The 14,887-nt window shown below is 51.4% G+C and carries 15 protein-coding genes; 6 read left to right on the top strand and 9 right to left on the bottom strand.

Translation table 11 applies throughout. The features are described from left to right. Window positions 1–7: 7 nt before the first annotated feature. Genes ACQ0MK_RS12560 through ACQ0MK_RS12540 form a run of 5 tightly spaced genes read right to left on the bottom strand, consistent with a single transcriptional unit; the run spans window position 8 to window position 5,647 of the window. Window positions 8–1,237, bottom strand: coding sequence for a flagellin (locus ACQ0MK_RS12560; protein WP_430472902.1), 1,230 nt, complete (start codon window positions 1,235–1,237; stop codon window positions 8–10). A 27-nt stretch (window positions 1,238–1,264) separates the two neighbouring features. Then, window positions 1,265–3,673: a flagellar hook-associated protein FlgK gene (flgK, locus tag ACQ0MK_RS12555; protein ID WP_430472901.1), complete on the bottom strand. Its 2,409-nt coding sequence runs from the start codon at window positions 3,671–3,673 to the stop codon at window positions 1,265–1,267. 17 nt (window positions 3,674–3,690) lie between these two features. After that, on the bottom strand, window positions 3,691–4,155 hold the full coding sequence (locus ACQ0MK_RS12550; protein WP_430472900.1) for a hypothetical protein: 465 nt from the start codon (window positions 4,153–4,155) through the stop codon (window positions 3,691–3,693). 2 nt (window positions 4,156–4,157) lie between these two features. Then, window positions 4,158–4,505 (bottom strand): rod-binding protein, encoded by a 348-nt coding sequence (locus tag ACQ0MK_RS12545; protein ID WP_430472899.1) that lies wholly within the window; start codon window positions 4,503–4,505, stop codon window positions 4,158–4,160. Further along, window positions 4,505–5,647 carry a flagellar basal body P-ring protein FlgI gene (locus ACQ0MK_RS12540; protein ID WP_430472898.1) on the bottom strand — a complete coding sequence of 381 codons (1,143 nt, stop codon included), beginning with the start codon at window positions 5,645–5,647 and terminating at the stop codon, window positions 4,505–4,507. Before ACQ0MK_RS12540 ends, ACQ0MK_RS12545 begins: the two co-directional genes overlap by 1 nt. Window positions 5,648–6,020: 373 nt before the next feature. On the opposite strand from ACQ0MK_RS12540, the gene ACQ0MK_RS12535 reads away from it, so the two are divergent. Beyond that, window positions 6,021–6,467, top strand: coding sequence for a flagellar assembly protein FliX (locus ACQ0MK_RS12535; protein ID WP_430472897.1), 447 nt, complete (start codon window positions 6,021–6,023; stop codon window positions 6,465–6,467). Window positions 6,468–6,617: 150 nt separating this feature from the next. Continuing rightward, window positions 6,618–7,034, top strand: a complete 417-nt coding sequence (gene dksA / locus ACQ0MK_RS12530; RefSeq protein ID WP_350043343.1) for an RNA polymerase-binding protein DksA — start codon at window positions 6,618–6,620, stop codon at window positions 7,032–7,034. Between the two features lie 263 nt (window positions 7,035–7,297). Here the strand turns inward: dksA and flgH are convergent, their stop codons facing one another. The 4 genes from flgH to ACQ0MK_RS12510 form a co-directional block, all read right to left on the bottom strand. Beyond that, window positions 7,298–8,071, bottom strand: a complete 774-nt coding sequence (gene flgH / locus ACQ0MK_RS12525; RefSeq protein WP_430472896.1) for a flagellar basal body L-ring protein FlgH — start codon at window positions 8,069–8,071, stop codon at window positions 7,298–7,300. Window positions 8,072–8,176: 105 nt separating this feature from the next. Continuing rightward, a complete protein-coding gene (gene flgA / locus ACQ0MK_RS12520; protein WP_430472895.1) occupies window positions 8,177–9,172 on the bottom strand; it encodes a flagellar basal body P-ring formation chaperone FlgA in 996 nt (331 codons plus the stop codon). Between the two features lie 111 nt (window positions 9,173–9,283). Next, on the bottom strand, window positions 9,284–10,069 hold the full coding sequence (flgG, locus tag ACQ0MK_RS12515; protein ID WP_430472894.1) for a flagellar basal-body rod protein FlgG: 786 nt from the start codon (window positions 10,067–10,069) through the stop codon (window positions 9,284–9,286). 66 nt (window positions 10,070–10,135) lie between these two features. After that, the gene (locus ACQ0MK_RS12510) at window positions 10,136–10,894 is read right to left on the bottom strand and encodes a flagellar hook-basal body complex protein (protein ID WP_430472893.1); all 759 of its coding nucleotides are present in this window, start codon (window positions 10,892–10,894) and stop codon (window positions 10,136–10,138) included. A gap of 547 nt (window positions 10,895–11,441) precedes the next feature. On the opposite strand from ACQ0MK_RS12510, the gene ACQ0MK_RS12505 reads away from it, so the two are divergent. The 4 genes from ACQ0MK_RS12505 (at window position 11,442) to ACQ0MK_RS12490 (ending at window position 14,763) form a co-directional block, all read left to right on the top strand. Beyond that, the gene (locus ACQ0MK_RS12505) at window positions 11,442–11,975 is read left to right on the top strand and encodes a flagellar basal body-associated FliL family protein (RefSeq protein WP_430472892.1); all 534 of its coding nucleotides are present in this window, start codon (window positions 11,442–11,444) and stop codon (window positions 11,973–11,975) included. 42 nt (window positions 11,976–12,017) lie between these two features. Further along, the gene (gene fliM, locus ACQ0MK_RS12500; protein WP_350043337.1) at window positions 12,018–13,151 is read left to right on the top strand and encodes a flagellar motor switch protein FliM; all 1,134 of its coding nucleotides are present in this window, start codon (window positions 12,018–12,020) and stop codon (window positions 13,149–13,151) included. Beyond that, window positions 13,151–13,897, top strand: coding sequence for a DUF6468 domain-containing protein (locus ACQ0MK_RS12495; RefSeq protein WP_430472891.1), 747 nt, complete (start codon window positions 13,151–13,153; stop codon window positions 13,895–13,897). Before fliM ends, ACQ0MK_RS12495 begins: the two co-directional genes overlap by 1 nt. Before the next feature lie 146 nt (window positions 13,898–14,043). Next, entirely contained in the window at window positions 14,044–14,763 is a 720-nt protein-coding gene (locus ACQ0MK_RS12490; RefSeq protein WP_430472890.1) for a MotE family protein, read from the top strand. The last annotated feature ends 124 nt before the right edge of the window (window positions 14,764–14,887 follow it).

Here is a 14,887-nt window from a genome sequence, read left to right as displayed (position 1 = left end):
AATGTAATCAGCGCAAATAGTTAGCCAAAGACAAATCTGCTGCCCTTGATATTGCGATAAAGCTCGCCTGCAAGGCCGTTTCATGCTGTGTCAGTTCAGCAAGCGTCAATGGGACGTCGACGGTTTCAATGTCACTGATGGCTTGTGCAGCAAACACTTTGAAATCTTCGTGACGTGTTTCAAAGCGTTCAATATTGGCAATATCAAGCCCGATCTGACCTTGCACGTTAGGTAGGTCTTCAATGGCCTGGGAAACGAAGCCAATGGCTACGACAAGTGCATCTTCATCTTCAGTCCCGGCCGCGATGCCAAGTCCTTGAATTAACTTCTGAAAGGCTGGGTTGTCGCCCAAAATTCCATAAGAGACGTTATATCGGTCATCGACCCGCACGTCCAAGACCTGTTGGTCGCCATTGTAATAGTCTGTATCTTCGCGGGGGTTAGGAATTTTTTCCATTCCCAGAACGGTCAGAATATCACCAGCGCCAGTTTCCGTGATCGTTATCGACCCATTGCCAACATTTTCAATGTTTAGGCGCGTCGTGCCTTCACCGCCCAAACCACGCAATGACGCCATAGCGCCGTTGGTCGTGACACTGTTAATCGCAGTCATAATATCGTCGATGTCATCGGTGGCAGCATTATAGTTTACTGTCGAGGTGACGCTGTTGCCATTGACGTCGGTGCTGACGATCTGAAGTTGTCCGGAGGTCACACTCAAGCCAGCTAGGGTTGTTGAGTTGGTGAGGTCGTTGTCACTCGAACTTATATAGTTGTCCGGCGCGGACATCTTTTCAATGTCTACTGCAGGTTCTTCTGAGCGGCCACCTGAAAACAGATAGCGGCCATCAAGATTCGTATTAAGCAGGTTGGCAATTTGTTCAAGTGCCTGAGTCGCCTGACTGCGCACATTAACATCAGCAGCCTGCAGGTTTGAGCTGGCCTGAATCAGCAATGTTTTCATCTGCGTTGCGACAGTAATCATACTGTCGACGGCAGTTTCCATGCTTTGCAAGCGCAATTTGGTTTGCGTAGTGTTGCGTAGATATTGCTCAGTACGGGTATATTCACCCTCAAGATTCAGCAGGCGCTGTGTGCTGTCTGCAATACCGGCATAGTTCCGCGATTTATAGCCGCTTGACGCCTGGTTTTGTAAATCAGTTACGCGCGATGCGTTCCGGATCGCGAGATCCGAAAGCAGGGTATGGTTTGTATAGGTTGCGACACGAGATACCATGGCGTCCTCACTATTCTAAGTCGCAGTTTAAACTGCATTGAGCAATGCATCAAACATTTCATCAACCGTCGAAATGACTTGGGCCGATGCGGTGTAGGCGCGCTGGAAGATAATCAAATCTGACATTTCTTCATCAAGGTTCACGCCGGCCTCGTTCTGGATGCGGGTGCTCAGATCTGTCACAAGGCTGGATTGGAATTCATAGGCGTTTTCAGCAACTTTGGTTCGGGTCGCAGCGGTCGCGACAATGCTGGCGGCAAAGTCGGTCAAGGATGTGCGTTTGCTCGAAAGGCCATCGGTTGCTTCAAACTGGATATCGGTTCGTTCAAAGGTATTGCTTAGCGATAGTGCAGCACTGTTGTCACCTTCGTGAATACCAAATTCGATACCAAGGCCAAGTACAGTGGTGATTGCATCTGCGTTGGGCAGGCCATCATCACTGAAATAGAATGGATCGCCATCCGCATCTGTGATGCTGAGTTTGTAGCCACCAGCCTGACTGTCGAAGATAACGTCAGCGGTGATGTTGTTATCGGTCAAGGTCGCACTGTTATTGATCGCATCTGCAATATCTTGCAGTGATGTCGTGGTGTCATAATCGATATCAACGTCGGTGAAGGCACCGCTGACAGTCAGGGTGTAGTTCAATGGCGGTGGAACAAGTGGGCCAAGGTTCGGAATTGCTGCATCCGGGTCAACGACTGCATTGGAAGTTTTGTAAGTGTCAGCATTCATTTGACCTCGGACAATACGTGACGGATCATTCTGAATGGCTGATGAGATGGTCATGTTGCCCGCAAGGCTGGGCTGATCTTCAGTCAGGCCGATCTTTGCCGCCATCGTGCCGGAATCATTGATCGAGATATTAGAAGTGTAATCGACGACCAAGCGAAACCTGTCGCCATCTTCGACGATGAAAGCCGTGGTTTCGGAATCAGCAACCGTCATGCCGGCCCCTTGAAGGGCGGTGCGGATACTATCGCGGACATCTTCAAGTGAATCGGTTGCGGTATAGTTGACTGTAATTCCGCCAACTAAAACACCGGATCCGGCTGAAATGGTGAATGAGCTCGCCGTAGCATTAAGTGCTGTGGTTGAGCTGCTTTGCGCGGTCGAGGTGATCGTGTCAGAACTTTTGGCTGTCGCAACGAAATCATTCAGTCCAAAATAATGCGACATGCCTTGCTGACGGCCGTCACCCGTAGTGATCTGACTGTCGAGCTCGTTGATGGCGACCCGGTTACCGTCCTGACCCTCGATGACAAGTTTATTGTCAATCAGTGATGCCGTTAGATAAGTACCGGCGTCCGAACCGTTGATTGCATCAATGATGCCCTGGACCGTCGCAGGTGTTGTTGGAAGGGCTATGTCTGACCAACTGTCGGACGCAATAAGTTGCCCATCTGCATCCAGTGCGGCAACGCGGAATGCACCAGTTGCCGTCAGTGGGTCACTGGTCGCGACCGTACGGTTTCCCGACAGGTTGGTCGGTGGCGGGAAGGATGTGCCCTTGTTGTGTTCTTCGTTAATAGCATCGCGCAATTCACCGGCAAGTTCATTGATCTGATCATTGAGTGCGGGGATTTCCGAATCACGCATTTCAAACAGACCCTTGAGTGTGCCTGTGCGCAGCGTATCGGTAATGTCTACACCGTCCAAGGACAAACCAGAGCCACCTGTGCCGGGTTCAAAACCGGCTGTCTGGGTAAAGGAAAGCGAGTTTGGGGTGCGGTCCAGCAATGTATTGGCGCCAGCAGCCGAATAGATCACCATCGAGCCATCACCGCGGGTAAAAGTTGTGATGTCGATGATTTTTGAAAGCTGGTTTAATTTCTGGTCGCGCTGATCTTCAAGCTCGGTCGTTGGCTGTTCAAGGTTTGTCAGGCGGATAATACCGGTATTAAGATCTGCAATCTGGCTGAGCAGGGTGTTTGCTGTGTCTACTTCATCAGTAATCTGGTCATCAATATCGTCACGCATGTCTTGAAGCTGGGTTGAAAGCTTTTCGAATGATTCCATCACTTGGATGGCGCTCTCTATCGCTTCAATACGTGGGGATGTTTGGTCGGGGGTAACGCCAAGCTGCTCAAACGCATCGGCAAGATCGCTGATGCGTTGGCTGATTGCTGCATCTGACTGGGGCGTACCAAACAGAGTTTGAACACGCTGGAAGAATTCAAAGCGAACTTCTTCGCGACCGGCTTTGCCAAGCTCGCCGCGAACTTCGCGTACCAAGCCTTCATTGACGTTGCGATAGATATCGGCAACCTGAGAGCCCGCACCGATGCCGTCAAGGGTAAGGGTTTCCTGGCCTGCGATCTTTCTTGAATAGCCTGCCGTATTCACGTTCGAGATGTTCGAAGACGTGATCGCAATACGGCTCTGTGCCGTGTTAAGGCCAGTAATAGCAGTGTTGAGAGCCTGGGTCAGTGACATGATACGTGCCTTTGCCCTTAAAGCGTTTCATTGACGCTATATGCGCCGCCGGAGGACTTGTTGATTGTTCGACCATAGCCGCCCAACGATGCTTTGCTGGCTTGTGCCGAACGGTTATATGTCGTGCATTCTTCTTTTGATTTGTCATTGACCGCACGGACAATGGCCTGAACCATCCGCTCGTTGGTGGCTTTTGCTGTCTGAAGGGCAATCATGTTGCGCCGTGCCGCTTCCTGAAATTCGGCCTGAAGTTCGCGCAGTTCAGCACGGTCTTCTTCGGGCATGGCGCGAAGTTCTTCACCTTGACTGCGCAATTTAACGACCAATTGTTCATACTGCATCGACAGGGCAGATTTTTCTGACAGGAACTGTTCATATTCTTCCGGTGCGAGTGTTCGCAGGCCCGTGGTTTCACGTTCCAGAAGGGACATCAGGTCGTAAGTGACGCTTTTCAGCTCTGTAACCAAATCTTGAGTGGTCATTTTTAGCCCTCCTGGATTCTGAGGATTTCACGTGTGACAGCATCTGCAATTCCGATGCCACCTGCGCTTGTCATTTCTTTGGCGTATTCATCTACAAGCATGGAGCGCATCACGGTCTCGCCGTGCCCACCGCCAAAAAGCTCGTTGGTCTGCACACCCTCAAACATGTGGCTGAGCATCTGACCTAGAAACATTGATTCGAATTCTTTTCCGGCTTCGCGGGCTTCTTCGTCGGTCTTGATATGACCGTCCGTAAGCGTATTCATCCGCGAGGTTATGCTGTTCTGAGAACCGTACTGAGCGCTGGCCTGAGCCTGCGCCATCATGGCGGTTGCGCCGTCGGTCATCATCACATCACCTCGATTTCAGCCTGAAGGGCACCAGATGTTTTGATTGCTTGCAAAATAGTGATCATGTCACGTGGCCCAACGCCAAGGCTGTTCAGGCCATTGACCAGTTCCTGAAGGCTGACGCCGCTATTAAGAACGCCAAGCTGATTGTCTTCACCTTCATCGACGTCAACATTGGTGCGATCGACGACCTCGGTCGTGCCAGCATCAGAAAACGGTGAGGGCTGCGAAACCTGTTGGCTTTCCGTAACGCGGATGGTCAAGTTGCCCTGCGCAATTGCGACACGGTTAATTCGGACATTTTCACCCATAACAATGGTGCCAGTGTTTTCGTCGATGACGACACGGGCAATCTGATCAGGTTCAACGCGAAGCTGTTCAATATCAGTTAAAAGGGCGACGACATTTTGATTGTAGCGTTCCGGAATGTTCAGGCGAACTGTGCCCGGATCGCTTGCACGGGCAGAAACTTCACCGAGATAGGCATTAATTGCATCGGAGACGCGACGTGCCGTCGTGAAGTCCGGATTGCGCAAGATAACCGACATGTCTTGCATGGAGTTCAGATTAAAGTCGATTTCGCGTTCAACGATACCGCCGCTTGCAATACGTGCAGATGTCGGAACACCCTTTACAATGGTTTCGGCATTGCCACCGGCGGAGAAGCCACCAACAGCAAGGTTACCCTGTGCAACAGCATAGACTTCGCCGTCCGCACCGACCATCGGGGTCACCAGAAGGGTACCGCCCTGCAGGCTTTCGGAGGTGCCGATTGCGCTGATGCTGACATCAATACGTGCACCCTGACGCGAAAATGGAGGAAGCGTTGCAGTGACCATAACAGCCGCAATATTATCAGAATCAACATCTTCGATTTGTTCACGGACGTTGATGCCTAGACGTTCGAGCATGGCGACCATGCTTTGGCGGGTAAATTCTGCATCGCCAAGATCGTCACCCGTGCCATTCAAGCCAACCACAAGGCCATAACCAACCAGCATGTTGTCACGTACGCCTTCGAAATCGGCGATGTCTTTAATACGTGATTGTGCATGTGCAGGGGTAAGCTGCGTCAGGGCGAGCATTCCCAATGCGACAGTCAATGTCGCTTTACGTGCTATTTTGCCAAGACCTGTGATCATATTCTCTGTTCCGCTTTGACTTGGGATGGCATGCATCCGGCAAATGGTGCGATTGATCATTGAACCGCGTTTGCAAGCTTAATTGCGAAAATCGTGCCAACTGAGGCTTTCCGGGGTTGGCGATGACTAGCCTGCTGAAAACTGTGAAAAAACACGGTTAAATGCAGATGTGGGGACCATTGGGGCATCCTGTTTGTGTCTACCCGGCATTTTTTTCCCGTTGCGCGGTTCCCGTGATTGAGGGAGACTCTATAAGGAACGTAAGCGCGGTGGTCGGGATTGTTCCTGATCTGGCCGCACGGTCGGTTTTTTTGTAAGAACAAACTGACCACAGTGATTACAAGATAGTACCACAACAGAACGGAAACGGGTCATGAAGGTTAGCGGTTCCAAGGCGACCAATGCGGGCGGAACATCACGCAAAAAATCGTCAGGCACGTCTGGTAGCGGTAGTGGTTTTGCTGATGCCATGCGTTCTGTTGGTTCGTCTGGTGAAACTGGTGGTGCATCGGGTGTTCATAGTTCCGGGTCCGTAAGCGCACTTGATGCGTTGCTGGCTTTACAGCAAAACGGTGATGCACTCGATTCCCCGAAAAAGGCAGCGGTCTTAAGGGCCAAAAGTATGCTTGAGCAGCTTGAAGCCGTTCGCGATGGTTTGCTGAGTGGGGCGCTATCAGGGCCGCGCTTGCAGCAGCTGATCGGGTTGATGGATCAGCAGCGTGAAACGATTGATGATCCGGAACTGTCTGCGGTTTTAGACGAGATTGATCTGCGTGCCCGTGTCGAACTTGCGAAACTAGAGGTTTCAGGGCTGATTTAGCTGTTTAATTTCTGGTGTTTTTTATCGAAAATCCGCAGTAATCCGCCTGTTCTAGTGCAAATCAAGATTTATTTGTACAACCGGCTTGCGCCGTTAGCGTGCTGCCTCTATATTGCCGCGCGATCGATGAGTCCTGTATAGAGGGCATACATGACTATCACATTACCACCAGACTATCGTCCTGCTGAGGACGAAGAGTTTATGAACCCGCGCCAGCGGGAATATTTCCGGCAGAAACTTCTCGCTTGGCGGGCTGAACTTCTGCACGAATCTTCGGAAACATTGGCGAACCTGCAAGATGGCGGGCTTCAGGAAGCCGATCTGAGCGACCGCGCGTCTGCGGAAACCGATCGGTCACTTGAACTTCGTACTCGTGACAGGGCGCGTAAGTTGATTTCAAAAATTGATGCTGCTTTGCGTCGAATTGAAGACGGATCATACGGTTACTGTGAAGAAACTGAAGAGCCGATCAGCTTGAAAAGACTTGAAGCTCGTCCAATTGCGACCCTGAGCATTGAAGCACAGGAACGCCACGAACGGATGGAGCGCACACGTCGCGACGATTGATCGCGCCGGGTGTAAAAAAGTATAGGGATCGGGCATCGCCCGATCCACGTCATGCAACGTCATGGCCTTGTGGGAGATTACTGGTTAGGGATAACCAAAATCAAAAAGCCCGGTCTTTATGGCCGGGCTTTTCCTTATTTATCCATCTGTTTTTAAACAAAAAGACCGCCCGAAGGCAGCCTTTTGAAGATGTGTTTAGATGATGGCACGATGTCGGCTGATCGGAACCAGGCAAAGGATCAGCCTTTCGTGCGCCCAACTGGTTAGAACGGTAAGATAATGTCGAGAACTTCACTGCCATAGCGCGGTTGCTGGACATCCGAAATCGTTCCGCGGCCCCCATATGAAATACGCGCCTCAGCAATTTTGTCATAGCCGACTTCATTGCCTGAGCTAATGTCTGCCGCACGAATCACACCGGCAATCTGAACTTCTCGGACTTCGCTGTTGACCCGGATTTCCTGACGGCCGTGAATAACGTAGTTCCCGTTGGGTAGAATCTGAATGACGATTGCTGCAACACGTAAGTTGATTGCTTCGGTTCGATCCAGCGTACCATTACCACGGTTGGACGAATTGCTCGACATATTAAGCGCGTTGGTCGGGTCAATGGTTTCTGGCAGAACCTTGGTAAATTCTGCTTCAAGGCCAAACAGATTGGGGACACCAAGATCTTCGGAATTCGTGCGAGACCGCAGGGTGTTGTTTGACAGGTTTGCATTATCGGACATTTCAACGACGACCGTCAGAATGTCGCCAACCTGATTGGCACGCTGATCTTTAAAGAACGACCGTGCGCCAGAACGCCAAAGCGAATTCGGATTGCTTTCTGCGACCTGCGGGGCAGGCATCGGCAAGCTTACCGGTCGATAGCTTTCGGACTGGGTCGGGTTGTCGATGGACGACAGTTTTGGTGGTGCGCCAACTTCGGACAGTCGTTTCATCGCATTGCAGCCCGAAAGCAAAGCTGTTGCGCTGATCAGTCCGGTGACAATGGCGACACGGCGCCATGATATCTGTGCATATTTGCCGGGCATAAGTTCCTCCTGGGTTCCTGCGTATGTCTACGCAAGGACCATGCCAGTTACATAAAGGTTATGGAGGAAAAGCTTGCCGGGTCGAAAGCGTGATCGACGGAAAGCTTACTGCGACATGGCGGGCAGGGCGCGGACTTCGTTTTCGGCAACAACTTCTACCTGAATGGTTTTGTTGCTTGTTTGATTGATCACCCGGATCACGTCTCCCTTGGAACCGTTTTCAAGGGCTTTTCCCCGTGCGGTTAATGACATATTGGCCGTCACCAGACGGATGATGACTAAGGATCCGCGACGCACGAGGATTGGGCTAGTCAAATCACGAAACATCATCGGTTCGTTGGGATTGGTTGGGCGGATTACTTCCTTGCCGATCACATCATTGATGTCTCGGATTGCGTTGGACGGTACGCGTTCAGTTCGGAAATCGCGATATTCGACCTGATCTGGACGGATAATATGCCCGCGCGAAACGGGTTCCACGAGCACAGGGACGGTCGATAGGGGGTAATATTTGCCGCTGATCCTGTATGTGCGCTGCTGTGCGGTTTGTTCGCCGGTTGTAACACTGGCGACAAAACGTTGCGTGCGGGAGTTGACTTCAATGCCACTGACCGTAACGTCATTAAGGGCGTCAACCGGAAGGTGGATTTGAAAGTTTTCACTTGAAAGATCAACCGTAAAGGGCTGTCGAATGCCGTGGTCGATCAACGCAATTTCAACAGCGTCACGGATTTCATCAATCGTGATGGTCTGACTTGCCCGGGTGACAACGACCTGATCGGCTGTTGTGCGCGGACGCCAGGTCACGTTGTGTCGTTGGGCGATGCCATAAAGCCAGCGATAATCGAGAACAACTTGTTTGCCCGGTTGCGGCGCATGGGCAACAGCGATGTCGGCTTGTTGTGGGTCTATGCCAGAAAAGATATCCCCAAGGGTCACATATTCTCCGTCAATCAACGCATCAGGTTTCAGCAGGATGTTTTCAGTGATCTGCTGGCTGTTACGCGAATTGCTGCCTTGGGAGGATTGCGCAAAGGCACTCTCCGTCGAAAGACCGAGTGACAATAATGCGAGCGTGAGGATTATATTCTTTATCTTCATGCGCCTACTATACCACGTAACGGTATACATCGCGTAAACACAGTTTGCGCAAGTTCGCGACCTGTAAGACCGCGACTTGCGCAAAATAAAGCCTGTATCCAATTCACGATATTAACGCAGGTTGCTGACTGCGCTCATCATCTCATCGGTGGTCGAGATTGATTTGGAATTCATTTCATAGGCACGCTGTGCCTTGATCAGGTTGGTGATTTCCTGAACCACGTTGACGTTTGAGGATTCAAGATACCCTTGCTGAACCGTACCAATGCCAACATCACCCGGCACCCCGGTATTTGCTTGACCGGATGCTTCTGTTTCAAGGAACAGGTTATCCCCAAGTGCATCAAGGCCCGGTGGGTTGATAAAGGTGGCAAGCTGAATTTGCCCCAGATTTTGCAAGGCAACCTGACCATCAATCTCGGCGTAGACTTCGCCGGTGCTGTTGATCGTTACCGATGTTGCGTTATCGGGTACCGTGATGCCCGGCTGAACGGCATAGCCATCCTTGGTCACAAGTGCGCCAGAAGCATCAAGCTTGAGCGTACCATCGCGGGTATATGCGGTTTCACCACTTGGCAGATCAATCTGGAAATACCCGCGTCCCTGAATGGCAATGTCCAATTCGTTTTCGGTCAATGACAACGTGCCTTGGCCCATGTAACGACCAATCGCTGCAGTTTTTACACCAAGACCAACCTGAACGCCGGTTGGGACGATGGTTCCGGTATCTGAAGACGGGGATCCTGCACGACGCAGGTCCTGATACAGCAGGTCCTGAAATTCTGCGCGCTGGCGTTTATAACCAGTCGTCGTCATGTTGGCGATGTTGTGCGACGTTACATCCACGTTAATGGACTGAGCCTGCATTCCCAAAGCGCCGATATCAAGTGACCGCATCTGTCTTCTCCTTCGATTGCGCTAAGCTTGCGCTAAAATTTCGTTCTATCGGGGGTCGGCGACCGCTTAGGCGCGAATATCCCCAAGTTTATTGATCATGTTGCGCATCCGCTCGTTCTCGCTTTCAAGAGAACGGGTGACCGACTGATAGGTCCGCAGAACATCAATCATCTGCGTCATGGAGCCGATTGGGTTGACGTTGGATTTTTCAAGAGCGCCTTGCACAATGCCCGCGTTTTCAACTTGCTCAATGATGACGCCGTCCTCTTGATTGTCAGGCGCGCGGTAAAGGGTGTCGCCGGTAACGATCATGCGTTGGACATTATCAACGGTGACAACTTGCAATTTGCCGATTTGGCCAATGTCGGTCGAAACTGTGCCATCGCCCTTGATCTCAATCTGGCCGTCGGCTTCGTTGAAGAAAATCGGCTGATCTGCATCACTTAAGACCGGGTAGCCGTCGTTGGTGATCAACTGTCCGCCGGGATCGAGTGTAAAGTTACCATTGCGGGTGTATTGCGTACCTGACGGGGTTTCGACAGCAAAGAACATGTCCGGCTGGCTAAGTGCCGCATCAAGTGGTCGGTTGGTATGTTCAATATTGCCAACCGTGGTGTCACGGTATTGCGATATGTCCTGCACAAGAGAAATCTCGCGTTCGCCACGGAATGGGGCATCGCCGTTTTTTGCCACCCAGTCGGTGAACATCATCCGCTGCTCTTTGTATCCGGTCGTGTTCATGTTCGCCAGATTCTGCGAGATATTGTTCATCATGCTGCGCAGCGACTTTTGGCGTGACAGTGCGATGTATGAAATATTTTCCATGGTCCATTCCCTTGTGGGGCTGTAATTCTGCTCATCACAAATGCGAAAGCCGTGCCAATAAGATCAAGCAGTTGAAATTAAACATAAAAATATGTATCCGGCATTTGTTGCCGTGCGATTTTGGGCGTGTTTGGCAGAAACTGCCGTAACACCCTTGTCGCAAGGGGATAAAGTTTCCGAGTGCTTGCACTAGATAAGGATATACAGCCTCAAAAGAGATATAAGGCGGGGCCCCAAAGAAGGTGTTTGCAAGGCCTGTCAAGCGCCAGAAGCTTGCAAATATTAGCGATTTGGTGTGTTTCACCTGTCAAGCTTGCGGGTAAAATGTAAAGTTACTCCGATACAGACTCATCATTTTGATTGGTCTGGCGGTGGGACTTTCTGATTGTTGGCTGGATCATCAGATGTCACGCAGGGGGAATCTGAACTGTGCCTTAGCAATCGGAAGCGAAACGGATTTTTAACGTGATAGCGTTATGGCTGTTAATGCGGCACAGTGTTTGCTGGATATGAAGGCAGAACTTCAAAAGCAGGAATTTGCGAAGCGATGGGCGAAGAATCCGACGAAATTGAAATGGACGAAGGTGGTGGCCGCAGCAAGAAGATGCTGGTCGTGGTCGTTTTGCTTGTCCTGCTTTTACTTGGCGGTGCTGCCGCAGCGTATTTTACCGGGCTGCTTCAGCCGGTGATTGATATGTTGACCGGCGGCGACGGGACGCAGACCGAAGAAGTGATCTCTGAAGATTCAATCGAAGAGGCACCGGGTGTTCCGGAAAATGTCGGCTTTGTCGATCTGCCGGAAATTCTGGTCAACCTGAATACGGGCGGTGGCAAGCAAAGCTACCTTAAAATCCGTGTCAGTCTGGAGGTCGCCGATCAGGCCATGTTGCCGCAGGTCGAGACGATGATGCCGCGCATTGTTGACAACTTTCAGGTTTATCTTCGTGAATTGCGACCAGAAGATTTGTCAGGATCGGAAGGGATGTTCCGATTGCGCGAAGAGTTGATGATACGTGTTAGTGCTGCTGCCAAACCGGCGAAAATTAACGACGTTCTGTTCAAGGAAATGCTGGTACAATAAGCTTGTAGCAGCCCGAATGCCTAAATCAGGAAGTAATCGCTGATGGCTGATGATGACGATGATGATGCACTCGCCGCTGAATGGGAAGCCATGGCAGGCGATGACGATGGTGGTGGAGATGACGGCGGCGAGGATATGGCCGCCGAATGGGAATCCATGCTCGGTGACGAGGATGAAGAAGGCGAAGACGAACCTGCCGTCGGAGGCACATCTGCGCGTGTTCTGAACCAGGATGAGATCGATAGCCTTCTTGGTTTTGATGACGGTTCAGGTGCGGGCGACCAATCAGGCATTCAGGCGATTATCAACTCGTCGATGGTGGCTTATGAACGACTTCCGATGCTTGAAGTCGTGTTTGACCGCCTTGTCCGCATGATGTCGACATCGCTGCGTAACTTTACATCGGACAACGTGGAAGTCTCGCTCGATAATATCCTGTCGCTGCGTTTCGGCGATTATCTCAACTCGATCCCGTTGCCGGCGATGCTGGGCGTTTTCAAGGCCGAGGAATGGGACAACTATGGTCTTCTGACGGTTGATTCCGCGTTGATCTATTCGATCGTGGACGTTCTGTTGGGGGGGCGTCGCGGTACGGCTGCAATGCGTATCGAAGGCCGCCCTTACACCACGATTGAACGCAACCTTGTTGAACGTATGATCCATGTGGTCCTTGGTGATCTTTCGGCTGCGTTTGATCCTTTAAGCCCGGTAACGTTCCGGTTTGAGCGTCTTGAAACAAACCCGCGTTTTGCAACGATTGCCCGTCATGCCAATGCCGCGATTGTCGCAAAATTGCGGATTGATATGGAAGATCGCGGTGGTCGTCTTGAACTGCTGATCCCGTATGCAACGCTGGAACCTGTTCGTGAACTTCTGCTCCAGATGTTCATGGGCGAAAAGTTCGGTCGTGACTCTATCTGGGAAAACCACCTCGCAAACGAACTGTGGCAGACCCATGTTAATCTATTAGCTGTCCTTGATGAACAGGTGATGCTGCTGGGCGATGTCATCAATCTTGAAGTCGGCAACCGTCTGGTTCTTAATACCAGTCCGACATCACCTGTCGAAGTAAGGTGTGGTGACGTTCCCCTGTTTAAGGGAATGATGGGGCGCAAGGGTGACAGGATCGCTATTCAGGTTCGCGATCGTGCGCGCATAACCGAGGAAGAGAAGTGATGGACTTCGCGTTCTATCTGGACATTGTAATGATCGTCCTGCTGGTGGCGACGATTGTGTATGCGGTGATTTTGAACCGCAAGCTCGCAGCGTTCCGCCGCAGTCGCGAAGATATGCAAAATTTCCTGACGGCTTTTAATGCCGCGAACGAGCGGGCTGAAACCTCGATCAACGCACTTAAGGATATGGCCGAACAGTCTGGCGAACGGTTGCGTGAAGACATTGAAAAGGCAAGTGCGCTGAACGAAGATCTGACCTTTATGGTTGATCGCGGCGAAAGCATTGCCAACCGTCTTGAAAAGGCAGCAAGCGATGTTAACGCAGTGCGCCGTTCCGGCAATGCCGGGGCAGGACATGAGCAAGTCAATGTTACCGCAGGCAGAAATGCATCAAGTCCGTCCGGTGCCGGGAACAGCGGCGGTTCGGGCGGATCAAGAGGAGCGGGTAAAGATCGTCCTGACATCATTGATGATCGTGACCGGGTTGGTGTTGAAACCCGTGCCGAAGAACTGGCTGCACGTATGGTCGGCGATATCGAGCGCGGCTCGAAAGGCATGAGCAATGATCGCCATGACCGTGATGATCGGACGGTTGGCGGTGATTCTGGTGGCTATGATGATCTTGATCGGTTTTCTGGCGGGGGTAACAAAGGGCTGTCGGGTTCCGATATGTATGATCAGGACGAAGATGCCGGTCGTTCAGAAGCAGAACGCGAATTACTTGCTGCTTTGCGGTCGGTTCGCTGATTGTTTTCGATGACGTCGGGGATGTCGCGCCCTTGTTATCATGACATTTCTTTTTATCTAAAGAGAGTGATGTCATTCTGTTAGAATAAGAGAATTCAAGCGTGAAGGAGCATGGGCACAGTGTGCCAAATTGCTTAGGTGAGTGAATGTCTGGTGTGCGTATCTTACCATTGGTTATCCTTGTTGGGCTGATGGTGTTGTCAATGCGGGTGGTAAACCTTTTCTCGGGAAGTACGGATGTTGCCGTGGCGCCCGAGCCCGCTGCTGTGAGCATGGTGCAGACTGCGCGCGCGCAGGCTCCGGCAACCGATCCCGCCGCCGAAGAGGCCGCAACGCCGGAAAATGGCGCGCCGGGGCTTGATGACCCTGCCGGGATGACGATGGAAGGTGATCCGTTAAACGGGGAATCAGATGTTCCGCCGACGCTTGGAGGGGATCCGACCCTGTTTACCCAGGAAGAAATTGACCTGTTGCAGAACCTTTCAGTGCGCCGTGGGGAGCTTGATCGCAAAGAACAGCGCCTTGACGAGCGTGAAAGCCTGATTGCCGCGGCCGAAGCCAGGATTGATGCCAAGATCGACGAGATGAAATCCTTGAAAACGGCCATCGAAGGTTTGGTCGAGACCAAGGAAGTACAGGAAGATGATCGCATCAAAAAGCTGATCAGTGTTTACGAGAAGATGAAACCGAAAGACGCTGCCCGTATCTGGAACGATCTTGATATGGACATTCTCTTGCAAGTGGCCTTGGGCATGCGCGAAGCAAATACCGCTGCGGTCCTGTCACAGATGACCCCGGAACGGGCGCGGGCTCTGACCTCGGAGTTGGCATATAAGCAAGATATTAATATGCTGCCGCTGCAATAGGGGCAGCTGAACAAAAGATTGACCGTTCTTTGTGAGAGTTTAAAAGAAAGAGAACGGGCAGTTTTTCGAGAATAGTCAATGTGATGGCACATTTTTATCACTGGTTAAAAATCTTGATTAACCA

Source organism: Thalassospira lucentensis, assembly GCF_050516545.1.
GTDB classification, from domain to species: Bacteria; Pseudomonadota; Alphaproteobacteria; order Rhodospirillales; family Thalassospiraceae; genus Thalassospira; species Thalassospira lucentensis_C.
This window is presented reverse-complemented; position numbering and strand designations above follow the sequence as displayed.

Coding starts and splice junctions, on each gene's coding strand:
- ACQ0MK_RS12560 (WP_430472902.1), bottom strand. CDS start 1,237: ATGGTATCTCGTGTCGCAACCTATACAAACCATACCCTGCTTTCGGAT.
- flgK (WP_430472901.1), bottom strand. CDS start 3,673: ATGTCACTGACCCAGGCTCTCAACACTGCTATTACTGGCCTTAACACG.
- ACQ0MK_RS12550 (WP_430472900.1), bottom strand. CDS start 4,155: ATGACCACTCAAGATTTGGTTACAGAGCTGAAAAGCGTCACTTACGAC.
- ACQ0MK_RS12545 (WP_430472899.1), bottom strand. CDS start 4,505: ATGATGACCGACGGCGCAACCGCCATGATGGCGCAGGCTCAGGCCAGC.
- ACQ0MK_RS12540 (WP_430472898.1), bottom strand. CDS start 5,647: ATGATCACAGGTCTTGGCAAAATAGCACGTAAAGCGACATTGACTGTC.
- ACQ0MK_RS12535 (WP_430472897.1), top strand. CDS start 6,021: ATGAAGGTTAGCGGTTCCAAGGCGACCAATGCGGGCGGAACATCACGC.
- dksA (WP_350043343.1), top strand. CDS start 6,618: ATGACTATCACATTACCACCAGACTATCGTCCTGCTGAGGACGAAGAG.
- flgH (WP_430472896.1), bottom strand. CDS start 8,071: ATGCCCGGCAAATATGCACAGATATCATGGCGCCGTGTCGCCATTGTC.
- flgA (WP_430472895.1), bottom strand. CDS start 9,172: ATGAAGATAAAGAATATAATCCTCACGCTCGCATTATTGTCACTCGGT.
- flgG (WP_430472894.1), bottom strand. CDS start 10,069: ATGCGGTCACTTGATATCGGCGCTTTGGGAATGCAGGCTCAGTCCATT.
- ACQ0MK_RS12510 (WP_430472893.1), bottom strand. CDS start 10,894: ATGGAAAATATTTCATACATCGCACTGTCACGCCAAAAGTCGCTGCGC.
- ACQ0MK_RS12505 (WP_430472892.1), top strand. CDS start 11,442: ATGGGCGAAGAATCCGACGAAATTGAAATGGACGAAGGTGGTGGCCGC.
- fliM (WP_350043337.1), top strand. CDS start 12,018: ATGGCTGATGATGACGATGATGATGCACTCGCCGCTGAATGGGAAGCC.
- ACQ0MK_RS12495 (WP_430472891.1), top strand. CDS start 13,151: ATGGACTTCGCGTTCTATCTGGACATTGTAATGATCGTCCTGCTGGTG.
- ACQ0MK_RS12490 (WP_430472890.1), top strand. CDS start 14,044: ATGTCTGGTGTGCGTATCTTACCATTGGTTATCCTTGTTGGGCTGATG.